The organism is Mesorhizobium sp. M0960 (assembly GCF_040319055.1).
In the GTDB taxonomy this organism is placed as follows: Bacteria; Pseudomonadota; Alphaproteobacteria; order Rhizobiales; family Rhizobiaceae; genus Mesorhizobium.
In genome coordinates this window covers 403,409-429,119 of sequence record NZ_JAMYNN010000002.1, presented here as the reverse complement: position 1 = coordinate 429,119, position 25,711 = coordinate 403,409, and the positions used below count along the sequence as shown (strand labels likewise).

General features: G+C 63.5%; 21 protein-coding genes. 19 read left to right on the top strand and 2 right to left on the bottom strand.

Going from position 1 to position 25,711, the window contains the following annotated elements:
- The first annotated feature begins 62 nt into the window (after positions 1-62).
- The 6 genes from NKH63_RS07155 (at position 63) to NKH63_RS07130 (ending at position 7,255) form a co-directional block, all read left to right on the top strand.
- The gene (locus NKH63_RS07155) at positions 63-1,406 is read left to right on the top strand and encodes a murein hydrolase activator EnvC family protein (RefSeq protein WP_352917745.1); all 1,344 of its coding nucleotides are present in this window, start codon (positions 63-65) and stop codon (positions 1,404-1,406) included.
- The gene (locus NKH63_RS07150) at positions 1,407-2,732 is read left to right on the top strand and encodes a S41 family peptidase (RefSeq protein WP_023719673.1); all 1,326 of its coding nucleotides are present in this window, start codon (positions 1,407-1,409) and stop codon (positions 2,730-2,732) included.
- A gap of 194 nt (positions 2,733-2,926) precedes the next feature.
- On the top strand, positions 2,927-4,138 hold the full coding sequence (locus NKH63_RS07145; protein WP_352494139.1) for a divergent polysaccharide deacetylase family protein: 1,212 nt from the start codon (positions 2,927-2,929) through the stop codon (positions 4,136-4,138).
- 1 nt (position 4,139) lies between these two features.
- Entirely contained in the window at positions 4,140-4,661 is a 522-nt protein-coding gene (locus NKH63_RS07140) for an RNA pyrophosphohydrolase (RefSeq protein ID WP_352480951.1), read from the top strand.
- Positions 4,662-4,690: 29 nt separating this feature from the next.
- Entirely contained in the window at positions 4,691-5,860 is a 1,170-nt protein-coding gene (gene alr / locus NKH63_RS07135; RefSeq protein WP_352917744.1) for an alanine racemase, read from the top strand.
- A 138-nt stretch (positions 5,861-5,998) separates the two neighbouring features.
- Positions 5,999-7,255 carry a D-amino acid dehydrogenase gene (locus tag NKH63_RS07130; protein WP_352917743.1) on the top strand — a complete coding sequence of 419 codons (1,257 nt, stop codon included), beginning with the start codon at positions 5,999-6,001 and terminating at the stop codon, positions 7,253-7,255.
- Between the two features lie 38 nt (positions 7,256-7,293).
- Here the strand turns inward: NKH63_RS07130 and NKH63_RS07125 are convergent, their stop codons facing one another.
- Positions 7,294-8,175: a LysR family transcriptional regulator gene (locus tag NKH63_RS07125; protein ID WP_352480948.1), complete on the bottom strand. Its 882-nt coding sequence runs from the start codon at positions 8,173-8,175 to the stop codon at positions 7,294-7,296.
- Between the two features lie 375 nt (positions 8,176-8,550).
- On the opposite strand from NKH63_RS07125, the gene NKH63_RS07120 reads away from it, so the two are divergent.
- From NKH63_RS07120 to NKH63_RS07110, 3 genes are all read left to right on the top strand, one after another.
- Entirely contained in the window at positions 8,551-10,047 is a 1,497-nt protein-coding gene (locus NKH63_RS07120) for a CoA-acylating methylmalonate-semialdehyde dehydrogenase (RefSeq protein ID WP_023719667.1), read from the top strand.
- A 307-nt stretch (positions 10,048-10,354) separates the two neighbouring features.
- The gene (locus NKH63_RS07115; RefSeq protein WP_023719666.1) at positions 10,355-10,654 is read left to right on the top strand and encodes a hypothetical protein; all 300 of its coding nucleotides are present in this window, start codon (positions 10,355-10,357) and stop codon (positions 10,652-10,654) included.
- A gap of 305 nt (positions 10,655-10,959) precedes the next feature.
- Positions 10,960-11,274, top strand: coding sequence for a hypothetical protein (locus NKH63_RS07110; RefSeq protein ID WP_352917742.1), 315 nt, complete (start codon positions 10,960-10,962; stop codon positions 11,272-11,274).
- 14 nt (positions 11,275-11,288) lie between these two features.
- Here NKH63_RS07110 and NKH63_RS07105 read toward each other — a convergent pair whose 3' ends face one another.
- A complete protein-coding gene (locus tag NKH63_RS07105; protein ID WP_023719664.1) occupies positions 11,289-11,942 on the bottom strand; it encodes a GntR family transcriptional regulator in 654 nt (217 codons plus the stop codon).
- 103 nt (positions 11,943-12,045) lie between these two features.
- Here NKH63_RS07105 and NKH63_RS07100 point away from each other — a divergent pair, with 103 nt between their 5' ends.
- The 10 genes from NKH63_RS07100 to pyc all read left to right on the top strand — a co-directional run bounded on the left by NKH63_RS07100 (position 12,046) and on the right by pyc (position 25,601).
- Positions 12,046-12,939 (top strand): dihydrodipicolinate synthase family protein, encoded by an 894-nt coding sequence (locus NKH63_RS07100; protein WP_023719663.1) that lies wholly within the window; start codon positions 12,046-12,048, stop codon positions 12,937-12,939.
- Positions 12,940-12,987: 48 nt separating this feature from the next.
- Complete coding sequence (locus NKH63_RS07095; protein WP_352815015.1) at positions 12,988-14,238, top strand: NAD(P)/FAD-dependent oxidoreductase; 1,251 nt, start codon at positions 12,988-12,990, stop codon at positions 14,236-14,238.
- Positions 14,239-14,266: 28 nt separating this feature from the next.
- Complete coding sequence (locus NKH63_RS07090) at positions 14,267-15,268, top strand: 4-hydroxyproline epimerase (RefSeq protein WP_023719661.1); 1,002 nt, start codon at positions 14,267-14,269, stop codon at positions 15,266-15,268.
- Positions 15,269-15,602: 334 nt separating this feature from the next.
- Positions 15,603-16,505 (top strand): branched-chain amino acid ABC transporter permease, encoded by a 903-nt coding sequence (locus NKH63_RS07085; RefSeq protein ID WP_023719660.1) that lies wholly within the window; start codon positions 15,603-15,605, stop codon positions 16,503-16,505.
- A gap of 4 nt (positions 16,506-16,509) precedes the next feature.
- Positions 16,510-18,105, top strand: a complete 1,596-nt coding sequence (livM, locus tag NKH63_RS07080; RefSeq protein ID WP_352480943.1) for a high-affinity branched-chain amino acid ABC transporter permease LivM — start codon at positions 16,510-16,512, stop codon at positions 18,103-18,105.
- Positions 18,105-19,616: an ATP-binding cassette domain-containing protein gene (locus tag NKH63_RS07075; RefSeq protein ID WP_352917741.1), complete on the top strand. Its 1,512-nt coding sequence runs from the start codon at positions 18,105-18,107 to the stop codon at positions 19,614-19,616. Before livM ends, NKH63_RS07075 begins: the two co-directional genes overlap by 1 nt.
- Positions 19,616-20,344, top strand: coding sequence for an ABC transporter ATP-binding protein (locus tag NKH63_RS07070; RefSeq protein ID WP_023719657.1), 729 nt, complete (start codon positions 19,616-19,618; stop codon positions 20,342-20,344). Before NKH63_RS07075 ends, NKH63_RS07070 begins: the two co-directional genes overlap by 1 nt.
- Positions 20,345-20,361: 17 nt before the next feature.
- Complete coding sequence (locus NKH63_RS07065; protein WP_023719656.1) at positions 20,362-20,709, top strand: DUF6867 family protein; 348 nt, start codon at positions 20,362-20,364, stop codon at positions 20,707-20,709.
- A 140-nt stretch (positions 20,710-20,849) separates the two neighbouring features.
- A complete protein-coding gene (locus NKH63_RS07060) occupies positions 20,850-21,968 on the top strand; it encodes a branched-chain amino acid ABC transporter substrate-binding protein (RefSeq protein WP_023719655.1) in 1,119 nt (372 codons plus the stop codon).
- Between the two features lie 174 nt (positions 21,969-22,142).
- Entirely contained in the window at positions 22,143-25,601 is a 3,459-nt protein-coding gene (gene pyc, locus NKH63_RS07055) for a pyruvate carboxylase (protein ID WP_352917740.1), read from the top strand.
- The last annotated feature ends 110 nt before the right edge of the window (positions 25,602-25,711 follow it).

The following is a 25,711-nucleotide window of genomic DNA, read 5'->3' as shown; positions in this document are numbered from 1 at the left end:
GCGGCCGGGCTCGAACATGGTTGATGGTTCGTTAACGAAGCCGCGCATAGAGTTGGGCTTCAATGTCTGAAGACTGGAAATCACGAACGGGCTCCTGGCGCGTGCGCTACGGCATCGCAGCGGCGGTGATCGTGGTTTCGCTCGGGATCGCGCGGGCTGAGAACACGCTCGACCTGGCGCCGGACCCGGACCAGAGCCGCGCCGAATACGAAAAGGTATCGAAAGAGATCACGCTGTCGTCCGAGCGGCTGGCCAAGCTCGCCGCCGACATAGCGGCGGTCAAGAAGGACCATGCCTCGATCACCGCGGCACTGATCCAGTCGGCGATGACCGAGCAGAAGCTCGGCCAGGACATCGAGGACATTGGCGGCAAGCTGGAAGGGCTGAAGGCGCAGGAGCAGAAGATACGCGCCTCACTGGCCGCCAGACGTGACGTTCTGGCCGAAGTGCTCGGCGCGCTGCAGCGCATGGGGCTCAATCCGCCGCCGGCGATCCTGGTCAAGCCGGAGGACGCATTGTCGTCGGTGCGCAGCGCCATCCTGCTCGGTGCCGTGGTGCCGGAACTGCGCCAGCAGACCGACATGTTGCTGGCCGATCTCAAAGAGCAGTCGCGGGTGACGGCCTCGATCGAGGCCGAGCGGGCGCGGCTGACGGCAGCGGTCGGCGAGCAGGCGGCGGAAAAAAAGCGGCTCGGCATGCTGCTCGAAGCCAAGCAGAAGCTCGCCGCCGATACGCAAACCGCGCTGGCCGCCGAAAAGCAACGGTCCGCGACGCTGGCGGCCAAGGCCGGCAGCCTGAAAGAGCTGATCGCATCGCTCGAGGCCGACAGGGCCCGCAAGGCGGCGGATGCGGCCAAGGCAGCCGAGCAAAAGACGGTGGACGCCGACAAGGGCCAGGCATCGGCCCCGGCGCCAACGGAACTGGCCTCGCTGCCGGTGCCGGAGAGCAACAGGCTCACCGCTGCTGCGCCGTTTTCCGCGCTTCAAGGGCAGATCGCGCTGCCGGTCACCGGCAGGATCAAGCGGCGCTTCGGGGCCAACGACGGTAACGGCGCGGTGATGCTCGGTGACATGGTTGCGACACAATCGGGAGCCATCGTCACAGCGCCGGCGGATGGAAACGTGCTTTATGCGGGGCCTTTCCGCTCTTACGGTCAACTCTTGATCCTGAATGCGGGTGACGGCTATCATGTCGTCCTAGCGGGGATGAGCAGAATCAGCGTCGCGTCTGGCCAGTCGGTGCTCGCAGGTGAGCCGGTCGGCGCGATGGGAGAGGCCCGGGTGGCGAGCACCTCGGCATCGAAGAATGGAAATGCCACGCCGGAGCTCTATGTCGAGTTCCGCAAGGATGGAAAACCCGTCGATCCGGCCCCATGGTGGGCGGACCGTTTTTCTGGAAGGACGTGAATGATGCGGAAACTGTCGCTTCTGTTTGCCGGTGCGCTGATGGGTGCATCGGCGATGAGCCTGGTCTATGGCGCGCCCGGCTCGACGGCGAAGGCTGCGGGCTCCGAGACCTATAAGCAACTGGCGATCTTCGGCGATATCTTCGAGCGGGTGCGGGCGAATTATGTGACGCCGCCCGACGACAAATCGCTGGTCGAAAATGCCATTAACGGCATGCTGTCCTCGCTCGACCCGCACTCCTCCTACATGAATGCCGAAGAAGCGCAGGACATGCGCGTGCAGACCAAGGGCGAGTTCGGCGGCCTCGGCATCGAGGTCACCATGGAGAACGACCTGGTCAAGGTGATCACGCCGATCGACGATACGCCGGCCGCCAAGGCTGGTGTGCTCGCCGGCGACTATATCGCCAAGATCGACGGCGAGGAGGTCCGCGGCCTGACGCTCAACGACGCCGTCGAGAAGATGCGCGGGCTTGTCAACACGCCGATCAAGCTCACCATCCTGCGCCAGGGCGCCGACAAGCCGATCGAATTGACGGTCGTGCGCGACATCATCAAGGTCAAGGCGGTGAAGTTCCGGGTCGAAAACGACATCGGCTACATGAAGATCACCTCCTTTACCGAAAAGACCTATGACGACCTCGAGAATGCCATCGACACCATCAAGAAGCAGGTGCCGAACGACAAGCTCAAGGGTTACGTGCTCGACCTGCGCCTCAATCCGGGCGGTTTGCTCGACCAGGCGGTGAGCGTGTCGGATGCCTTCCTCGACCGTGGCGAGATCGTCTCGACGCGCGGCCGCGATCCGAAGGACGTCACCCGCTTCGACGCGCGGGCCGGCGACGACATCGGCGGCAAGCCGCTGATCGTGCTCGTCAATGGCGGCTCGGCCAGTGCCTCGGAAATCGTCGCCGGCGCACTGCAGGATCTGCGCCGCGCCACGGTGGTCGGCACGCAGTCCTTCGGCAAGGGTTCGGTGCAGACCATTATCCCGCTCGGCGAGAACGGGGCGCTGCGGTTGACGACGGCGCTCTACTACACGCCGTCCGGCAAGTCGATCCAGGGCAAGGGCATCACGCCCGACATCAAGGTCGACCAGCCGCTGCCGGCGGAACTGCAGGGCAGGGACCTGACGCGCGGCGAATCCGACCTCAAGGGCCATATCAAGGGCGCCGACGAAGGCACGACCGGTTCGGGTTCGGCAGCCTATGTGCCGCCGGAGCCCAAGGACGATTTGCAGCTCATCTATGCCGAGCAGCTGCTGCGCGGCCAGAAGACCGATCCGGCGTTCCCGCCGAATCCGCAAAAGGCCGTGTTGAACCAGTAAGGGCAGGCAAGCCGGGCCAAACAGGTCTGGCTGCCTGAGCGAAGCGATGCGATGCTGCCGGGCCGCGAGGCTCCGGCAGTTTGATTCGGGGCGGCCGGCATGCTGCGCGTCCAGTGAAGCGAGGGGACGCGCCGACATTTTGGATTTGCGCCTCCGGAGGTTTCACTTCGGAGATGCGCGCCGGGGGTGCGGGCTTGGCTGATATCGGCAAGGACATAGAACGACCTCTCGGACAGGCGATCCGGGCGCCGCGCCCAGGCAGCAGGATCAGCGCCGGTGCAGTCGCGGCCGCGCTCGTCGTGCTGGCCGTGGTCGGCGTTTCCGGCGCGATCGCCTTGCGCGACAAGCCGTTCCGCAAGCCGCAAGAAGTCGCCGTTTCGACGCCGAAGATGCCGGCAGCGGCGGATCCCGCCGCGGCGCCGGCCAAGGCGACGCCCGCAACGGAAGCGCCAAGCAACGCAAGCGAACAGAAGACGGGCGAACAAACGACAAGCGGGAAGATGGGCGGTCCGCAGATCATCCATGTCCAGACCGAAGAGGGCGACGGTCCGCCCAAGGCGGCCATTGTCATCCGCGACCCTTCGACGATCGGCCAGAACCTCAGGATCGCGCACATTCCCGACAAGGCGCTGATCGAGGCCAGCGAGACCGGTCCGCTGCCGATCCGCGCCGCCGACGGCCGGCGCCCGTTCGATGTCTATGCGCGGCCGTGGTCCGGCGCACGCGGTGCACGCGTGGCGCTCGTCATCGGCGGGCTTGCCGTGTCGCAGACCGGCACGCAGGCAGCCATCGCCAAGCTGCCGGCGGAAGTGACGCTGGCCTTCGCGCCGCAAGGCAACAGCATCGGCCGCTGGATGCAGGTGGCGCGGCAAGGCGGCCATGAGGTCATCATGCAGGTGCCGCTCGAGCCGTTCGACTATCCGAACGTCAACCCCGGCCGTAACACGCTGACCGTGGCAGCGGCGCCGGACGAGAATTTGAAGAATTTACGCTGGGCGCTGTCGCGAACGACCAACTACACCGGCGTCATGAACTATATGGGCGCCCGCTTTTCGGCCGACGCGACGGCGATGGGGCCGTTGATGGCCGAGCTTGGCAAGCGTGGTCTGGCCTATGTCGACGACGGTTCGTCGGCGCGCAGCCTGGCATCCGAATTGGCGCTGAAGGACGGCGTGCCGTTCGTCGGCGGCGATACGGCGATCGACGCGGTGCAGGACCGCGGCGCCATATTGAAGAAACTGGATGGGCTGGAAGCGACGGCACGGGCGAAAGGCTTTGCCGTCGGCATCGGCTCGGCCTTCGACCTGACAGTCGATACCGTGTCGTCCTGGGTGACCGAGGCCAAGAAGCGCGGCATCGAGATCGTGCCGATTTCGGCGGTGGCCATAGATCCGGAAAAAGGCTGACATGGCAAAGAACAAGCTCGTTGACGCCGAGACACTGCCCTACCGGCCCTGCGTAGGGGTGATGGTCCTCAATGGCGATGGCATGGTCTGGGTCGGCCATCGCATTGCCGAGCCGGACAGCGAATTCGCTGGAACCACGCAGCTCTGGCAGATGCCACAGGGCGGCATAGACGATGGCGAGGAGCCGCTGCCCGCGGCGGAGCGCGAGCTTTACGAAGAGACCGGCATGCGCTCGGTGTCGCTGCTGGCCGAGGCGCCGCACTGGATCAAATACGACCTGCCGGCCCATCTGGTCGGCGTCGCCTTCAAGGGACGATATCGCGGCCAAACGCAGAAATGGTTTGCCTTCCGCTTCCACGGTGACGAAAGCGAGATCGAAATCAATCCGCCGCCGGGTGGCCACAAGGCCGAGTTCGACCGGTGGGCGTGGCGGCCGATGCTGGAACTGCCCGGTCTGATCGTGCCGTTCAAGCGCAAGGTCTACGAAGACGTGGTGGCAGCGTTCCGGCACCTGGTGGCGTAGCCGCCGGCCTTCCGCTAAAACAGGTCGGCATGACCGACATCTCCAGCAAATCCCTTCCGCAGACCGTCTCTCTACCGCAGGCCGGCGCCCCGAGTGAGCCGATCAGCGAAGCGGCGGCGGGGGCGATCCTGACCGTCGATCTTGGCGCCGTCCGTGAGAATTACCGGCGGCTGAAGGCGCGTCTGGGCGGCGTCAGCTGTGCCGGAGTGGTCAAGGCCGACGGTTACGGGATTGGCGCGGCGCCGGTGGCGGCGGCGCTGATGGCTGAAGGCTGTGATATTTTCTTCGTCGCGCATTTGGCCGGCGGCGTCTTGCTGCGCAAGGCGCTCGGCTCAGACCCGGCCATCTACGTGCTGAACGGCATTCCGCCAGGTGCGGAACGGGAAGCGGTTGCGGCGGGGCTTTGCACTGTCGTCAACAGCGCCAGCCAACTTGCGGCATGGCGCGAGATGGCCGGGCGGGTGGGCCATAAATTGCCTGCCGCCGTCCAGGTCGACAGCGGCATGTCGCGGCTCGGCATGGCGCCCGAGGAGGTGAAAGCCATCGCGCAGGATCCGCAGGCTTTCGATGGTGTCGAACTGACCTTCGTGATGAGCCATCTCGCCTGCGCCGACGAACCCGAGCAACCGGCCAACGAGCAGCAACGGCTGGAATTCGAACGGCTGCGCCGGATGCTGCCGGGAGCGCCGGCGTCGCTTGCCAATTCATCAGGCATTTTTCTCGGGCAGCGCTATCACTACGACCTCGTTCGTCCGGGTGCCGCTCTCTATGGCATCAATCCGACGCCGGCGAAGGACAACCCGATGCTGCCGGTGGTGCGATTGCAAGCCAAGGTCATCCAGACGCGGATGCTGGAGGCCGGCGCCGGTGTCGGCTACGGCCACACTTTCCACACCAAGGCCCCGCTTGCCGCGGCGACGATTTCGCTCGGCTACGGCGATGGCTGGCATCGACGCGCCGCTTCCGCTGCCTGGTTCGAAAATGTGCGGCTGCCCTTCATCGGCCGGGTTTCGATGGATTCGATCATCCTTGACATTTCCGCATTGCCGCCCGGCAAGCTGAAGGCCGGCGACCTCGTCGAACTGATCGAGCCGTCGTCGCAGACCGTGGACCAGGTAGCCGGCCAGGCCGGCACCATCGGCTATGAGGTCTTGACCAGCCTCGGCCACCGCTTCCACCGGCGCTATGTGAATGGCTAGGACGCAAGCTTGTTGTCCTCACGCATGTCGTTTCCCTCAGCATCGGCACTTGGCGGACGCCGCAGAATCCGGCAGACAGAAGGCGGCGATGATCCCGGACCCGAACCCTGACGAGACGCCGTTGCGGAGAACTAAGCGATGAAGATCTTCGTGCTGGGCGGCGGTGTGATCGGGGTCACCACCGCCTATTTTCTTGCCGAGGCCGGCCATCAGGTGACGGTGATCGACCGCCAGAAAGGCCTGGCGCTGGAAACCAGCTTTGCCAATGCCGGCGAGATCTCGCCCGGCTATGCCTCGCCCTGGGCCGGGCCCGGCGTTCCGCTGAAGGCCGTCAAATGGCTGTTGATGAAGCATGGTCCGCTGGTGGTGCGGCCGGCGCTCGATCCGCATATGTGGATATGGCTGGTCAAGATGCTGCGCAATTGCACGGCTGAACGCTACGCGCTGAACAAGGCGCGCATGGTGCCGCTGGCCGAATACAGCCGCGACACGCTGAAGGCGCTGCGCGAGGCGACCGGCATCGCCTATGACGAGCGCGCCAAGGGTACGCTGCAGCTTTTCCGAACGCAAAAGCAGCTCGATGGCGTCGGCGGCGATGTCGAGGTGCTGAAGACCTATGGCGTCCCTTATGAGGTCCTCGACCCCGACGGCTGCATTGCTGCCGAGCCCGCGCTGGCTGGCGTGCGCGAGAAATTCGTCGGTGGCCTGCGGTTGCCCGGCGACGAAACCGGCGACTGCAAGATGTTCACCGACAGGCTTGCGGAGCTTTGCGCGGCACGCTGCGTCACCTTCGAATACGACACGGAGATACGGCGCGTCGTCAAGAAGCGCGATCGCATCACCAACATCAGCACCAGCAAGGGCTGGATGGTCGCTGACGCCTATGTGATGGCGATGGGCAGCTATTCGGCGCGGTTCATGCGCATGCTGAAGCGGCCCATCCCGGTCTACCCGGTCAAGGGCTATTCGATCACCCTGCCGATCAAGGACGCCGCCGCCGCGCCGGTGTCGACGGTGATGGACGAGAGCTACAAGGTGGCGATCACCCGCCTCGGCGACCGTATCCGGGTCGGCGGCACGGCGGAAATCTCCGGCTTCGACATGCGGCTGCACGAATCGCGGCGCCGCACGCTCGAACATTCGGTCGGCGACCTTTTCGCGGGCGGCGGCGACATGCGGTCGGCCACCTTCTGGTGCGGGCTGCGGCCGATGACGCCGGACGGGCCGCCGCTGATCGGGCGCACCGATTTCTCCAATCTCTATCTCAATACCGGCCACGGCACGCTCGGCTGGACCATGGCCTGCGGCTCGGCCAAGGTTCTGGCCGACATCATCTCCAGCCGGGTGCCAGACATCGACGTCGGCGATCTCGGGCCGGGACGATACGCCAAGTAAGACCCCCAGCAGCTAAGACAGCCAGCGGCCGATAGATCTCACGCGAACAATCCCCGATCCCGTTCGACGGCCTTGGTGATGAAGCTCGCGACGATCTGAACGCGGCGCAGCGGCCTGACCGATTCATGATAGACCAGCCAGTAGGCGCGGCGGATGGGTGCGACGATATCGAGAGGCACCAACTCCGGCATCGAGTGGGCAACGAAGGTGTGCAGTATGCCGATGCCGGCGCCGGAACGCACCGCTTCGGCCTGGCCGAGCGCTGAGGAAATGGCGAAGCTGGTGCGCCAGTCGGCGCTGAATTCGGCCGCGTAGTCGAGCGAGGGACTGACGATCAGGTCCGGCACGTAGCCGATCAGCGTGTGCTGGCCCAGCTCGGCGGCGCTTCCGGGCAGGCCATGCGTGTCGGCGTAGGCCCGCGACGCGAACAGGCCGAGCGTGTAGTCGACCAGCTTTCCCGCCACCAGCCGGCCTTCCGTCGGCCGTTCGACGGTGATGGCAATGTCGGCCTCGCGCCGGGATAACGAGAAGGAGCGCGGTACCGGCACCAGCTGGATGGTGAGTTCACGGTGCAGAGCGGTCAGCGCGCCGAGGCGCCTGGCCAGGAAGGCGACGCCAAAACCGTCCGGCGCGCCGATGCGCACGGTGCCCGAAACGTCGTCGCCTTCGCCTGAAACGGTCGAGCGCGCGGCGATCATGTCGCCCTCCATGCGTTCGGCGATTTCGAGGAAACGTTCGCCTGCCGGCGTCAGCTCGCTGCCGGTGGTAAGCCGGCGAAACAGTTTTGTCCTGAATGCATCCTCGAGGGCGGCAATGCGGCGCGAGACGGTCGCGTGATTGAGCTCCAATCGCCTGGCGGCGCCGAGGATCTGGCCGGCGCGCGCCACGGCAAGGAAGATGCGAACGTCATCCCAGTTCATGGGGATGGTCCGTTTCGATAAAGAGCGCCGTGTTCCCGCCCACCCCCCTCTGGCCTGCCGGCCATCTCCCCCGCAAGGGGGGAGATCGGATGTCCGGTCGGCTTTCGCCAATCTCCAACGTCGCAAAAAGGGCGGTAAGGCCGAAGTCGCCAATCTCCCCCCTTGCGGGGGAGATGTCCGGCAGGACACAGGGGGGTGTGAAGAAACTCAACTCAGCAATCCAAGCGATAGGAGTACACTCCCTACCATTTGCGCCATTTGATGCACAATCGCGCGCCGCTATCTATTTTCTGCACAACGGTTGCGTTTTCACTCGCGTTGCCATCGCTCCCGCAAAGGCGGACAATGCCTCATCACGAACCAGGGAGAGAGACCATGATCGAATACGGTCATTTCATCGGCGGCAAGCGTGTCGCCGGAACCAGCGGCCGCAAGCAGGACGTCATGCAGCCGATGGACGGCACGGTGCGTGGCACGGTGGCGTTGGCTTCGCAGGCGGAATTGCGCGCAGCGGTCGAAAACGCCAAGGCGGCACAGCCCGGCTGGGCGGCAACCAACCCGCAGCGGCGCGTGCGCGTCTTGATGCGGTTCCTCGAGCTGGTCGCCAAGGAGTATGATGCGCTGGCCGAGATATTGGCGCGCGAACACGGCAAGACCGTCGCCGACGCCAAGGGCGACATCCAGCGTGGCCTCGAAGTGGTCGAGGTCTGCATCGGTGCGCCGCATATGATGAAGGGCGAGTTCACCGATGGCGCCGGCCCCGGCATCGACGTCTATTCGATGCGCCAGCCGCTCGGCGTCGTCGCCGGCATCACGCCGTTCAATTTTCCAGCGATGATCCCGTTATGGAAGATCGCGCCGGCCATCGCCTGCGGCAATGCCTACATCCTCAAGCCGTCGGAGCGCGATCCGGGCGTGCCGATGCGGATTGCCGAACTGTTCATCGAGGCCGGCCTGCCGGCGGGCATCCTCAATGTCGTCAACGGCGACAAGGAAGTGGTCGACGCCATCCTCGACGATCCCGACATCAAGGCTATCGGTTTCGTCGGCTCGACACCGATCGCCCAGTACATCTATTCGCGCGGCTGCGCGGCCGGCAAGCGCGTGCAGTGCTTCGGCGGCGCCAAGAACCACATGATCATCATGCCCGATGCCGACATGGACCAGACCGTCGACGCGCTGATCGGCGCCGGCTACGGCTCGGCCGGCGAGCGCTGCATGGCGATCTCGGTGGCGGTCCCGGTCGGCAACGACACCGCCAACCGCCTAATGGAAAAACTGGTGCCGCGCGTCGAGAGCCTGAAGGTCGGTCCGTCGACGGATTCTTCCGCCGATTTCGGCCCTCTGGTCACGGCGCAGGCGCTGGAGCGGGTCAAATCCTATGTCGACACCGGCGTCAAGGAAGGCGCCAAGCTGGTGGTCGATGGCCGCGGCTTTTCCATGCAGGGCTACGAGAACGGCTACTATATGGGCGGCTGCCTGTTCGACAACGTGACTGCCGACATGCGCATTTACAAGGAAGAGATCTTTGGGCCGGTGCTGTCGGTGGTGCGCGCGCCGACTTACGAAAACGCCATCAAGCTCGCCAACGAGCACGAGATGGGCAATGGCGTCGCCATCTTCACCCGCGACGGCGATGCGGCGCGGGATTTCGCCTCGCGAGTCCAGGTCGGCATGGTCGGCATCAACGTGCCGATCCCGGTGCCGATCGCCTACTATACGTTTGGCGGCTGGAAGGCGTCCTCGTTCGGCGACCTCAACCAGCACGGGCCGGACGCGTTCCGCTTCTACACCAAGACCAAAACGGTGACGTCGCGCTGGCCGTCCGGCGTGAAGGACGGCGCCGAGTTCGTCATCCCGACGATGAATTAGCCGGACGGTTTCCTGTCTGCGCGTCCTCGCTTCGGCTGCGGGCGCGCGGGCCGGCGTGAAGGACGGCGCCGAGTTCGTCATCCCGACGATGAACTGATCCAAATCGCAGAAAGCAAGAAAAGGCCCGGGCTTGGAGCCCGGGCCTTTTTTGTCGCCGTCCTCATCGGCATGAACACGAATGTGATGGAACCAAGAAGGCAGCAATCCTCTTAGGTTGCAGTCCTGCCGCGAAGGAGGAGTTGGCAGATCAACCAACGGCGCTGGTGACGGCTCCGGGGGATATCGTCCGGCGCAAAGGAGATGTCAGATGACACGTCTCATGGCGATCATAGCTTGCGCGGCAACGGCGGCGCTTTCCGCCATCCCGGCAATGGCTGCTGAGCAATGCGCGGCACGCGCCGATATGGTCAAGGCGCTCGGCGAGAAGTTTCATGAAAACCCGAGCGCGGTTGGCGTCGTCAATCCGAATGTGGTGCTTGAAGTCTTCGTTTCCGACAAGGGCACCTGGACCATCCTCGCCAGCGATACAAAAGGTCAAAGCTGCGTGATTTCAGTCGGCGAAGGCTGGGAGAGCGCGATGACGATAGCGGCGCTGCCCGGTACCTGAAGTAGGCCTTTCCTATTCACCTGGCCGCAGCCTCGGCACGACAGCCGGGCTGCGGCCCTGTTCTCGGCGACCTTGAAACGGATCTCCCCGCGCCCACTTGAGGCGCGCACGGCTTGCTATTTTTCGTTAGCGATACCATATATGGAACATAGCGAGAACATCCAGAATCGTTCCCGCTGGCGGCAGACCGGAACACGGAAAGGAGCGACGCGATGATGACGTCGGAACCGGCCTGGATCGCTCCGGCAAAATGAGGCCGTCAATCACCTCCCTTTGCCGGATCGTGATGGCAAAGGAGGTGCCCTATGGCACGCAAATCGCTGTTAGGATGGGTGAAGACCGTAGCTTTTGCTGGCTTATTCGCGGTGGGTACGAATGCCGCAAGCGCCCAATATCAATACTGCGTTGAACATGGCGACCTCGTCGCCCACCTGAGTGAGAATTTCCAGGAAAGACAGTTTGCTCTCGGACTGATCGGTCAGGAGGCGGTCATGGAAGTTTTTGTCGCCGATAGCGGAAGCTGGACGGTCATCGTGACCGACGTCGCCGGCAGAAGCTGCATTGTCGCAGCCGGCGAAAATTGGGAAAGCGTGGAGGCCCTGCCCGGCCAAAACTCATGAGGGAGCGGGCGGCGTCAGCGCGTAGCAGCTGCCTCAGCGTGGCCGCGCAGCAACGCCATCAGCCGCTTGGCGTCCTTGGCCGCGGCCTCTTCGTCGCCGGCGAGGATCGAGCGGATCAATGCGACATGGTGCTCGGCGGATTCGGCCAAGCCGGTATCGGCCTTGTAGCGGAACCAGAAGCGGCGGCTGTGGGTTTGCAAGGGCGCCGCCAGGCGCGCCGCGAACGGGTTGTCTGCAGCCAGCGCCAGCGCCTCATCAAGCGCCTTGTCGGCTTGGATGAAGCAAAGAACATTTTCCGAAATCACGGCCTTTTGCATGGCCAGCGCTGCGTCATGAAACAGGTCGGCGGCCTCGCGGGTGACGAAGCGGGCGGCCGAGCGGGCAAGCACGACCTCGACGCCGCGGCGGGCGTCGAGGACGCGCAGCCAGTCGCCAGGGTGAAGCGGGGCAATGGCAATGCCGGCACGCGGCCGGACCTCGAGCAGCCCCTCCCAGGCCAGCCGCTGGATCGCTTCGCGCACCGGGGTGCGGCCAAGGCCGAGCCTGTCGATCAGCGCCCCCTCGGTGATGAAGCTCGCGGGCGCCAGTTCGAGCGTTACGATCATATGCTCGAGCCTGCGGTAGGCCTTCGCAGTCGCCGGCTCGGAGCCTGGGTTGTCATATACCAATGCGGCGTCTCCTGATATATTTTTGATATATCATATCAGATTCAACGTTGACAGCCGGCTTCTTAAGAAATATACGACTGATATATCAGATGGAGCAACCGACATGTGGGCCGGAGTTTTCCCCGCCGTTACGACCAAATTCACCGAGGATGATCGCCTCGACCATGCCGAGATGGAGCGCTGCTTTGCGCTGCAGATGGAGGCCGGCTGCGACGGCATCATCGTCTGTGGCTCGCTTGGCGAAGGACCGATGCTGTCGCATGACGAAAAGATCGAGGTGCTGAAGACCGCGCAGAAGATCGCCGGCAACAAACCGGTGCTGTTGACGGTCAACGAAGCCGGCACACGCGAGGCGGCGACGATCGCGCGCCGCGCCGCAAAAGAAGGCGCCAACGGTTTGATGGTGGTGCCGAGCCCGATCTACCATACCAATGCCGAGGAGACAGTCGCGGCACTCAGCGCCGTCGCCGCGGCCGGCGACCTGCCGGTGATGATCTACTCCAACCGGCTTGCCTACCGCGTCGACGTCACCGTCGACCAGATGGAGGAACTGGCGAAGGACCAGCGCTTCGTCGCCATCAAGGAGTCCTCCGACGATATCCGCCGCTCGACCGAGATCATCAACCGCCTCGGCGACCGCTACGATTTGTTCACCGGCGTCGACAATCTCGCCTTCGAGGCGCTGTCGGTCGGCGCTATCGGCTGGGTGGCGGGCCTGGTCACCGCGTTCCCGCGCGAGACGGTCGCTATCTACCAGCTGATGAGACAGGGCCGCCGTGAGGAGGCGCTGAAGATCTACCGCTGGTTCCGGCCGCTGCTCGATCTCGACGTATCGACCTATCTGGTGCAGAACATCAAGCTCGCGGAAGTCTTCGCCATCGATACCAATGACCGGGTGCGCATGCCGCGCCAGCCATTGTCGGGCGAGCGCCGCAAGGCTGTCGAAAAGATCGTCAGGGATGCGCTGGCGGTGCGGCCAGAGCTGCCGACATTCTGATCCAGTCACTTTGAGGCTATTTGCAGATGTGCAGCGCGGCGCATGGCAATGAATGATGATGCTACGCTCGATGTTGCCATCATTGGTGGCGGCATCATCGGCATCTGCGCCGCCGCCTTTCTGGCCGAGGCGGGGCGAAACGTCACGATCTTCGATCGGACGGGGATCTGCGAGGAAACCAGCTCCGGCAATGCCGCTGCCTTTGCCTTCTCCGATGTGCTGCCGCTCGCCCACAAGGGCATGATCAGGCAGCTGCCGAAATGGCTCGCCGACCCGCTCGGCCCGCTCAGCATTCCGCCCGCCTATTTGCCGAAGCTGTTGCCTTGGCTGGTCCGCTTCTGGCGGGCCGGCCGAAGCGACCGCTATGAAGCCGGCCTTGCCGCGCAGGCCGGGATGATGAAGCTCGCCGAGGCGGAATGGATGGGCTTGCTCGACCGTTCCGGCACACGGCCGATGCTGCACGAGGACGGCTCGCTCGAACTCTACGAAAGCGAGGCCGAGTTCAAGGCGTCGCTGCCCGGCTGGGCGGCAAGGCAGCGCTTCGGCATCGGCTTCAACCATGTCGAAGGCAGCGCTCTCGCCGCCTTGCAGCCCGGCCTGTCGCCGCGCTTCGCCAGGGGCACGTTCGTGCCGGGGTGGAAGACCGTCGCCGACCCCAAGCTGCTTGGAAAGGCCTTATGGGCCTATGCCGAGAGGTTGGGCGCGGGGTTCGAAAAGGCCCGGATCGAGCGTATCGAGGCGGGACAGGGCGACGCGATCCTGACCATGGCCGACGGTACGACGCGTCGGGCAAAGCATGTCGTCATCGCTGCCGGGGCCTGGTCGCATCTACTGGCGAGACATCTCGGCGACGGCATCCCGCTGGAGACCGAGCGTGGCTACAACACGACGCTGCCGAAGACTGCGTTCGACGTAAAGCGGCAATTGATCTTCTCCGGGCATGGCTTTGTCATCACGCCGCTCGAGACCGGCCTGCGCGTCGGTGGCGCGGTCGAGCTCGGCGGCCTCGAAAGGCCGCCCAATTATGCGCGCTCGAAAGCACTGCTCGAAAAGGCGCAAAAATTCCTGCCAGGGCTGGATCCGGCCAATGGCCGCGAATGGATGGGGTTCCGGCCGTCGCTGCCGGATTCGTTGTCGGTGATCGGGCGGTCGCAAAAAACGCCGTCGGTGGTGTATGGCTTCGGCCATGGTCATCTCGGCCTGACCCAGGCCGCGGCGACCGGACGCTTGATCCGTGAGCTCGTTCTCGGGCAGAGTCCATCGCTCGATCTCGGTCCGTTCAGTCCGCAACGGTTTTGAGATCGAAGACATTCAGTTGGGAGCCGGCATGGCCAAGAATTCCTTCTTCTGCATAGACGGCCACACCTGCGGCAATCCGGTGCGGCTGGTCGCCGGCGGCGGACCGCTGCTCAACGGCTCGACGATGATGGAGCGGCGAGCGCATTTCCTGGCCGAATATGACTGGATCCGCACCGGGCTGATGTTCGAGCCGCGCGGCCATGACGTGATGTCCGGCTCGATCCTCTATCCGCCGACGCGCGAGGATTGCGACATCGCCATCCTGTTCATCGAAACCTCCGGCTGTCTGCCGATGTGCGGCCACGGCACAATCGGCACTGTGACCTTTGCCGTCGAACATGGGCTGATCAAGCCGAAGACGCCGGGCGTGCTCAGGCTGGATACGCCGGCGGGCCTGGTCGTCGCCGAGTACAAGCAGGTCGGCGACTATGTCGAGGAGGTGCGCATCACCAATGTGCCGTCCTTCCTCTATGCCGAGGGACTGACGGTCGAATGCCCCGGGCTCGGCGAGATCAGCGTCGATGTCGCCTATGGCGGCAATTTCTACGCCATCGTCGAACCGCAAACGAACTATCGCGACATGGCCGACCATTCGGCGGGCGAGCTGATCGCCTGGAGCCCGGTGGTGCGGCAGCGGCTCAACGAGAAATATTCCTTCGTCCACCCGGAGAATCCCGGCATCGACAAGTTGTCGCACATATTGTGGACCGGTGCGCCGACCAACCCGCAAGCCGATGCCCGCAACGCCGTCTTCTACGGCGACAAGGCGATCGACCGCTCGCCCTGCGGCACCGGCACCTCGGCGCGGATGGCGCAGCTTCACGCCAAGGGCAAGCTTGGGGTTGGCGACGACTTCGTCCATGAATCGATCATCGGCTCGCTGTTCAAGGGCAGGGTGGAAAAAGAGGTCACCGTCGCCGGCAAGCCGGCGATCATTCCGTCGATCGGCGGCTGGGCACGGATGACCGGATTGAACACGATCTTCATCGACGACCGCGACCCGTTCGCGCACGGCTTCGTCGTCAAATAGAAAAAACGCTGACGCAGGGGAAGAAAGAGAGCGTAAACGGATTGCGATCAACGACGCAGCGATCCCGCTCATTAACTTATTTTGACGGCGATTTCTTCGAAACGAGGCGCATGGTGCGGTTGAATCGTCAAAGACATTGCGTTAGGCCAATGGTAGGGTCCGCGATGGTCCAGGGGCCGGACGGGAATAAAACGGGCAATCGGACGGCGTGCGGCGAAAACACGCATAGCCATCGAAAAATCACGTTGCAATCCGGGCTCGAAACTTTACGACTAGGGGAAATACGAAAAGGAATGCGTCTGCATGGGCGACATTCCAGGGGAGCCACGACAGCATGCAGTATTTTGTCCAGCAGCTTATCAATGGGCTGACGCTGGGATCGATCTATGGGCTGATAGCGATCGGCTATACGATGGTCTACGGCATCATCGGCATGATCAATTTTGCCCATGGCGACATCTTCATGGTCGGGGCATTCACCGCCCTCATCGTTTTCCTCATTCTCGGCGCATTGTTCTATTCCTTGCCGGTGGTGATCGCGCTGCTGATCATGATGATCGTCGCGATGCTGCTGACCAGCCTGTATAATTGGACGATCGAGAAGGTGGCCTACCGGCCTTTGCGCGGTTCGTTCCGGCTGGCCCCGCTGATCACCGCGATCGGCATGTCGATCGCCCTGTCGAACTTCGTCCAGGTGACGCAAGGGCCGCGCAACAAGCCGATCCCGCCGATGGTGTCCACGGTCTACAACATCGAGGGCATCAGCGTATCGCTGAAGCAGATCATCATCGTCATCGTCACCGCGCTGCTGCTGGCGCTGTTCTGGTATTTGGTCAACAAGACCTCACTGGGCCGGGCGCAAAGGGCATGCGAGCAGGACCGCAAGATGGCGGCGTTGCTTGGCATCGACGTCGACCGCACCATCTCGATCACCTTCGTCATGGGTGCGGCCCTTGCTGCCGTCGCCGGCACGCTGTTCCTGATGTATTACGGCGTCATCGCCTTCTCCGACGGTTTCACGCCCGGCGTGAAGGCGTTCACCGCGGCCGTGCTCGGCGGCATCGGCTCGCTGCCCGGCGCCGTGCTCGGCGGGCTGATGATCGGCTTCATCGAAAGCATGTGGTCGGCTTATTTCTCGATCGACTACAAGGACGTCGCCGCCTTCTCCATCCTGGCGATCGTCCTGATCTTCCTGCCTTCCGGCATATTGGGCCGGCCAGAAGTCGAAAAGGTCTGAGGTCATGGCGGTCACTGTATCTCCGGAGCGCGGCGTCGTCGCCACCCCAGTGCAACGCGCCACGCGCGAGGCGCTTTATGCTGGTGCCATCGCGCTCGGCCTGTTCGTGCTGTTCATCGGCCTGCGGACCGATCAGAACATCTCCAACGAGCTGATCCTCGTACAGCGCTGGGGCCTGCTCGCCGCCGTGGTGATCGCCACCATGCTCGGCCGCTTTCTCTACGTTGCCTACGGCCAGCCCTTCCTGGCCAACCAGAAGATTGCCGACATCGCCACCGGGCTGTTGCCGGAAAGCGTGGCGACGCGGTTCTTCCGGTTGCCGTATTTCATTGCTGCCGTCGTCGTAGTGGCTGTGCTGGCGCTGCTGGCCGGCTCGCTCGATGGTTTGCTGGGGCCGGGTCTCGCCGGTTATGCGCGCTTCGCGCGGGCGCTGGCGATCATCTATGCGCTGGCCTCGGTGCTGTTCTATTTCCGCACCTTCATCCTCGCCCATTTCTCGGCGTTGGGCATAACCGCACTGGCGCTCTACCCGATCATCGTCGTGGCGGTGCTTGCCGTGTACGCAGGGTCGATGGCCGGCGGGTTCCAGGGTTCACTGAAATGGGTCGACAATTTCGGCATCCAGATCCTGATCTATGTGATGCTGGCCTGGGGGCTGAACATCGTCGTCGGCCTCGCCGGCCTGCTCGATCTCGGCTACGTCGCCTTCTACGCGGTCGGCGCCTATGCCTATGCGCTGCTCGGCACGCATTTTGGCCTGTCGTTCTGGATCCTGCTGCCCGCCGCCGGCGCCATGGCCGCCTTCTGGGGGGTATTGCTCGGGTTTCCGGTGCTGCGTCTGCGCGGCGATTATCTGGCGATCGTGACGCTTGCCTTCGGCGAGATCATTCGTCTCGTGCTGATCAATTGGCGCGAGGTTACGAACGGCTCGGCCGGCATCTCCGGCATCCCCAAGGTCACCTTTTTCGGCCTGATGACGTTCAACGTTTCGGATCCGAATTATATCGCCAAGGTGTTGGATATCGCCACATCGAGCGCTTACTACAAGATATTCCTCTACTATCTGATCCTGGGGCTCTGCCTGCTCACCGCCTTCGTCACGATAAGGCTAAGGCGCATGCCTGTCGGCCGCGCCTGGGAAGCGCTGCGCGAGGATGAGATCGCCTGCCGCTCGCTCGGCATCAACACCACCACCACCAAGCTCACTGCCTTTGCCACCGGCGCCATGTTCGGCGGCTTCGCCGGCTCGTTCTTCGCGGCACGGCAAGGTTTCGTCAGCCCCGAGTCCTTCATCTTCCTAGAGTCGGCCATCATTCTGGCTATGGTCGTGCTTGGCGGCATGGGTTCGCTGGTTGGCATCGCCGTCGCCGCCATGGTGATGATCGGCGGCACGGAGGTGCTGCGCGAACTCGATTTCCTGAAGCAGGTCTTCGGCCCCGACTTCACCCCGGAACTCTACCGCATGCTTTTATTCGGCATGGCCATGGTCATCGTCATGCTGTGGAAGCCGCGCGGCTTCGTCGGCAGCCGTGAACCGACAGCCTTCCTCAAGAAGAGCAAGGCCGTATCCGGCTCCTTCACCAAGGAAGGCCACGGCTGATGAGTGATACGAACCCATCTCCCATGAACGATGCCATCCTGCAGGTCGACCATCTGTCGATGAAATTCGGCGGTCTGGTCGCCATCGGCGATCTCTCCTTCCAGGCCAAGCGCGGCGAGATCACCGCGCTGATCGGACCGAACGGCGCCGGCAAGACCACGGTGTTCAATTGCATCACCGGTTTCTACAAACCGTCGGAAGGCATGCTCACGCTCAACCGGCGCGACGGCTCGAGCTATCTGCTCGAACGCCTGCCGAACCATGAAATCCCGGCACGCGCCAAGGTGGCGCGCACCTTTCAGAACATCCGCCTGTTCTCGGGCATGACGCTGCTCGAGAACCTGCTGGTAGCCCAGCACAACAAGCTGATGAAGGCGTCCGGCTACACCGTGCTCGGCCTGTTCGGCTTCAGCGGCTACCGGAAGGCATCGGCCGAGTCGGTCGAACTGGCCAGGCACTGGCTGGAGAAGGCCGATCTCGTCGACCGTGCCGACGACCCGGCCGGCGACCTGCCCTATGGCGCGCAACGACGCCTCGAGATCGCGCGAGCGATGTGCACGGGTCCGGAGTTGCTCTGCCTCGACGAGCCGGCTGCCGGCCTCAATCCGAAAGAATCAATGGCGCTCAACGCGCTGCTGATGGACATCAAAGACAACACCGGCACCTCGATCCTGCTGATCGAGCACGACATGGCGGTGGTCATGCAGATTTCCGACCACGTCGTGGTGCTCGAATACGGGCGCAAGATATCGGACGGCAGCCCGCATTCGGTACGCACGGACCCGCGCGTCATCGCTGCCTATCTCGGCGTCGAAGACGAGGAAGTCGAGACGGTACTGACCGAAGTCGGCGACGAGGACGTCATCGAGCAATTGGACACCGGTCCCGATTCCGCGCACGGCCCAGGCACATCGTCTTCGTATCTCGCCGGACCGGTGACCGATACGATCGGCCACAGCGAGGGCGAGCGCGTGACCGTGTCGAAAGGCGCCTCGAAAGCCGGGCAGTTCGATGCAAAGTCGAGTGCCGCGGCAAGCAAGGCAGCAGCGCAAGCCGCCGCTCCCCCGGCCAAGGCGGAACCCGCTGCAGCTAAGCCGACCGCGAAACCCTCCACGGCTAAGGCGCCGGCCAAGTCGAAGGTCGCGGGCGTTTCGAACCGGCTCACAGCGCCACGTGGCGGCGAGGCCGACAATCTGACCCGCATCAAGGGCATCGGCACGGTCAACGAGAAGAAGCTTAACCAGCACGGCATCTTCCATTTCGACCAGATCGCGGCATGGAAGAAAGCCGACGTCGCGGCCGTCGAGGTCTATCTCGCCTTCGACGGACGCATCGCCCGTGAGGACTGGGTTGGTCAGGCCAAGCTTCTCGCCGCCGGCAAGGAGACGGAATTTTCGCGCCGCGTCGACGCCGGGAAAGTGGAAACGAGCCACGCTTCCGGGAAAACTGCGAAAACAGTTGCCGGCAAGACTGCTGCCGCACCTGCGGGCAAGCGCGGAGGGCGCAAGTGATGGCCGGCACAACGCTGCTCGATATCAAAGGCGTCCAGACCTACTACGGCAACATCAGGGCGCTGAACGGTGTCGACGTCACCGTCAGGCAGGGCGAGATCGTGGCGCTGATCGGCGCCAACGGCGCCGGCAAGTCGACGCTGATGATGACCATTTTTGGTGCTCCGCGGGCCCGGGCGGGCACGATCACCTTCGCCGGCACCGATATTACCCAGATGCCAACGCATGAGATCGCGCGCATGCGGATCGCCCAGTCGCCGGAGGGCCGGCGCATCTTCCCGCGCATGACGGTGATGGAAAACCTGCAGATGGGCGCCAGCCTCGACGGCCTCAAGCATTACGACGAGGACGTCGAGAAGGTGTTCACGCTGTTTCCGCGCCTGAAGGAACGCATCGCCCAGCGCGGCGGCACCCTGTCGGGCGGCGAACAGCAGATGCTGTCGATCGGGCGTGCGCTGATGGCACGGCCGAAGCTGCTCCTGCTCGACGAGCCGTCGCTCGGCCTGGCGCCGCTGATCGTGAAGCAGATCTTCGACGCCATCCGCGAGTTGAACCGGACCCAAGGGCTGACCGTATTCCTGGTCGAGCAGAACGCCTTCGGCGCGCTGAAGCTCGCGACGCGCGGCTATGTCATGGTCAACGGCAATGTGACGATGAGCGGCACCGGCAAGGAGCTGCTCGCCAATCCGGAAGTGCGCGCCGCCTATCTCGAAGGCGGCCACCACTGAGTTCAGGAGACTTCATCATGCAGGGCATTCTCTACGAGGAACCCTCGATCTGGCAGTTCTTCTTCGTCACCTGCCTGCTCGGCGGCTGGGCGGCATGGATGACCGGCAAGGCCAGCGCCCAGACATGGCGCAGCTTCCTCCAATTGTTCGCCTACATGCTCGGCCTTGGCATTGGCGTAAGGTTCATTCATCACGCGCTGTTCGGCGGCACGATGTTCTCGCTGCATTACTATATCGTGGATACGATCGTACTGATGATATTGGGCTTCATCGGCTATCAATACACGCGCACAAACCAGATGGTGACACAGTATAATTGGCTCTATGAAAGAGCATCGGTTTTGAGCTGGAAGCCGAAAGGTTGACGTTCATGATTAACGCCGTTTCGGGGATGAATCGGCGTGACAAGTGCCTGAAAATCGGCAAAGTACGTTTTCTGCGAGTAAAAGTGGGCATCGCATGAAAGCATCATCCAACGCCCACTCCGTAAATGGGAGCGTTTTACATGAAAAAATCACTTTTGTCCGCCGTCGCCCTGACCGCGCTGATCGCGTTCAGCGGCAGCGCGTGGGCTGACGTCCTGGTTGGCGTCGCCGGTCCGATCACCGGTCCGAATGCCGCCTTCGGCGCGCAGCTGCAGAAGGGTGCCGAACAGGCCGTCGCCGACATCAATGCGGCCGGTGGCATCAATGGCGAGCAGATCAAGCTCTCGGTCGGCGACGACGTCTCCGATCCGAAGCAAGGCATCTCGGTCGCCAACAAGTTCGTCGGCGACGGCGTCAAGTTCGTGGTTGGCCACTTCAACTCGGGCGTCTCGATCCCGGCGTCGGAAGTCTACGCGGAAAACGGCATCCTCGAGATCACGCCGGCCGCGACCAATCCGAAGTTCACCGAACGCGGCATGTGGAACACGTTCCGCACCTGCGGACGTGACGACCAGCAGGGCAGCATCGCCGGCGCCTATCTCGCGGCGAACTTCAAGGATGCCAAGATCGCGGTCATCCACGACAAGACGACCTACGGCCAGGGCCTTGCCGATGAGACCAAGAAGGCGATGAACGCAGCCGGCCTGACGGAAGTCATGTACGAAGGCGTCAATGTCGGCGACAAGGACTTCTCGGCGCTGATCGCCAAGATGAAGGAAGCCGGCGTTTCCATCATCTATTGGGGTGGCCTGCACACCGAAGCCGGCCTGATCATCCGCCAGGCGGCTGACCAGGGCCTCAAGGCGACGCTGGTTTCCGGCGACGGCATCGTGTCGAACGAGCTGGCCTCGATCGCTGGCGACGCAGTTGCGGGCACGCTGAACACGTTCGGCCCGGATCCGCGTCTGATCCCGACGAACAAGGAACTCGTCGAGAAGTTCCGCGCGCAGGGCTTCGAACCGGAGGCCTACACGCTTTACTCCTACGCCGCCATGCAGGCGATCGCCGAAGCAGCCACCGTTGCCAAGTCGAACGACCCGCAGGAAGTTGCCAAGGCGCTGCATGAGAAGGGTCCGTTCAAGACCGTTCTGGGCGACCTCTCCTATGACGCGAAGGGCGATCCGACGCTGCCCGGCTACGTCATGTACGAGTGGAAGAAGGGCGACGACGGCAAGTACACCTACATCCAGAAGATGTAAGCCTGTCGACGACGATAATTTTGGAGATGCCCGGCGCTTGCGCCGGGCATTTCCGTTTTGACGACATCGAGTTGATTTAAATCGGTTTAGCCGCTGCCCGATTTTGTTTGCACTGCAGCATTTTCGCGCTAATCATGTCCGGCAGTTCCCTTCCCCGTGTCCGGAGCCCTGTCCTTGGCAATCTCGAAGATCCTTGTCGCCAACCGCTCCGAAATTGCCATCCGCGTCTTCCGCGCGGCTAATGAACTCGGCCTCAAAACCGTGGCGATCTGGGCGGAGGAAGACAAATACTCCCTGCATCGCTTCAAGGCCGACGAAAGCTACCAGGTCGGGCGCGGGCCGCACCTGACCAGGGATATGGGGCCGATCGAAAGCTATCTGTCGATCGAGGAGGTTATCCGCGTCGCCAGGCTTTCGGGCGCCGATGCCATCCATCCAGGCTACGGCCTGCTGTCGGAGAGCCCGGAATTCGCCGAGGCCTGCGCCACGGCCGGCATCATCTTCATCGGGCCAAAGCCGGATACGATGCGCAGGCTGGGCAACAAGGTCGCCGCCCGCAATCTCGCAATCGAAGTCGGTGTGCCGGTAATTCCCGCCACCGATCCCTTGCCGGACGACATGGCGGCGGTGAAGGAACTCGCCAGGACGATCGGCTACCCGGTGATGCTCAAGGCGTCCTGGGGCGGCGGCGGCCGCGGCATGCGCGCCATCCGCTCCGAGGCCGATCTCGCCCGCGAGGTGATGGAAGGCAAGCGTGAGGCGAAGGCGGCTTTCGGCAAGGACGAGGTCTATCTCGAGAAGCTGATCGAGCGCGCCCGCCATGTCGAGGTGCAGGTGCTGGGCGACACGCATGGCAACGCCGTGCACCTATTCGAGCGCGATTGTTCGATCCAGCGCCGCAACCAGAAAGTGGTCGAGCGGGCGCCGGCGCCCTATCTCGAAATGTCGCAGCGCGAGGAGCTTTGCGGCTACGCGCTGAGGATCGCGCGCGAAACCAGCTATATCGGCGCCGGCACGGTCGAGTTCCTGCAGGATGCCGATACCGGAAAATTCTATTTCATCGAGGTCAATCCGCGCATCCAGGTCGAGCACACCGTCACCGAACAAGTGACCGGCATCGACATCGTCAAAGCACAGATCCACATACTCGACGGCTTTGCCATCGGCACGGCGGAATCGGGCGTGCCGACGCAGAAGGACATCAGGCTCAACGGGCACGCGCTGCAGTGCCGCATCACCACTGAAGACCCCGAGCATAATTTCATCCCCGACTATGGCCGCATCACCGCCTATCGCGGCGCCACCGGCTTCGGCATCCGCCTTGATGGGGGCACCGCCTATTCGGGCGCGGTCATCACCCGCTTCTACGATCCATTGCTGGAAAAGGTGACGGCGTGGGCGCCGACGCCGGCCGAGACCATCGCCCGCATGAACCGGGCGTTGCGCGAATTCCGAATCCGGGGCGTGGCGACCAATCTCACCTTTCTCGAGGCGATCATCAATCACCGGAGCTTCGCCGACAATTCCTACACCACCAAGTTCATCGACACGACGCCGGAACTGTTCGCCAGCGTGAAGCGGCAGGACCGCGCGACCAAGCTGCTCAACTATCTTGCCGACGTTTCGGTCAATGGCCATCCCGAGACGCGCGGCCGGCCGCAGCCAAAAGCAGATGCGGCGCCACCGGTGGTGCCATATCTCAACGGCAATGTGCCTGACGGCAGCAAGCAGAAGCTCGACGTGCTCGGGCCGGAGAAATTCGCGGCGTGGATGCGCGAGCAAAAAGAGGTGCTGGTCACCGACACGACAATGCGCGACGGGCATCAATCCTTGCTCGCGACGCGTGTGCGCACCTATGACATCGCCGGCATCGCCGGCACCTATGCGCGCGCTCTGCCGCAGCTTTTGTCACTCGAATGCTGGGGCGGCGCAACATTCGACGTCGCCATGCGCTTCCTCACCGAAGATCCATGGGAGCGGCTGTCGCTGGTGCGCGAGGCAGCACCCAATCTTCTGCTGCAGATGCTTCTGCGTGGCGCCAACGGCGTTGGCTATACCAACTATCCCGACAACGTCGTCCAGCATTTCGTCCACCAGGCCGCTGCTGGCGGCATCGACCTGTTCCGCGTCTTCGACTGCCTGAACTGGGTCGAGAACATGCGTGTGGCCATGGATGCGGTCGGCGCCGAGGGCAAGCTGATCGAAGCGGCGATCTGCTATACCGGCGACATACTCGATCCGGCGCGGGCGAAATACGATCTGAAATACTATGTCGGCCTGGCCAGCGAATTGCAGGCGGCGGGCGCCCATATCATTGCCGTCAAGGACATGGCGGGGCTTCTAAAGCCGAGTGCTGCCCGCGTGCTGTTCAAGGCACTGCGCGATGCGACAGACCTGCCGATCCACTTCCACACGCACGACACATCCGGCCTGTCGGCGGCCACCGTGCTGGCAGCGGTGGAGAGCGGTGTCGACGGCATCGACGCGGCGATGGATTCGTTATCTGGCAACACCTCGCAGCCATGCCTGGGTTCGATCGTCGAGGCGCTGAAGGGCACCGAGCGCGATCCGGGCCTCGACCCGCAATGGATCAGGAATATCTCGTTCTACTGGGAGGCGGTGCGCAACCAGTACGCCGCCTTCGAAAGCGACCTGAAGGGGCCAGCATCGGAGGTCTATCTGCACGAAATGCCTGGCGGGCAGTTCACCAACCTCAAGGAACAGGCGCGCTCGCTTGGGCTGGAGACGCGCTGGCACGAAGTGGCGCAGACCTATCACGACGTCAATCTGATGTTCGGCGATATCGTCAAGGTGACGCCGTCGTCCAAGGTCGTCGGCGACATGGCGCTGATGATGGTCAGCCAGGACCTGACCGTCGCCGACGTCGAGAATCCGGCGCGGGACATCGCCTTCCCGGATTCGGTGGTGTCGATGTTGCGCGGCGATCTCGGCCAGTCGCCGGGCGGCTGGCCAAAGCCATTGCAGAAGAAGGTGCTGAAGGGCGAAAAGCCGATCACGGCGCGGCCGGGTTCGCTGCTCAAGCCGGCGGACCTCAAGGCCAGCCGCGCGGAGGTCGAGGAAAAGCTCGAGCGCAAGCTCAGCGAATTCGAGTTCGCGTCGTGGCTGATGTATCCGAAGGTGTTTTCCGATTTTGCCGCCGCGCAGGAGACCTACGGGCCGGTCAGCGTGCTGCCGACACCGACCTATTTCTACGGCATGAAGCCGGAAGACGAGATTTTCGTCGACATCGAGAAAGGCAAGACGCTGGTGGTGCGCTGCCTTGCCATGGGCGATGTCGACGAAAAGGGCATGGTCACCGTGTTCTTCGAGCTCAACGGCCAGCCGCGCCGCGTGAAGGTACCGGACCGGGCGCATGGCGCCTCCGCTGCCAAGGCACGGCGCAAGGCGGAGCCGGGCAATGAGGCGCATGTCGGCGCGCCGATGCCCGGCGTCGTCTCGGCGCTTGCGGTCGCTGCCGGCCAGGCGGTGAAGGCCGGCGACGTGCTGCTGTCGATCGAAGCGATGAAGATGGAAACGGCGCTGCATGCCGAGCGCGACGGCACCATCGCCGAGGTGCTCGTCAAGGCCGGCGACCAGATCGATGCCAAGGATCTGCTGATCGCATTCGGGTGAAATAGGCCGGCATCAGACAGCCTTGTCGGCGCCTGGCAGCAGCCCTTCATGCCGCATCGATAGCACCTTGACCCGCCGCGCCCGGTCGGGCATCGAACCGCTGCAATTCG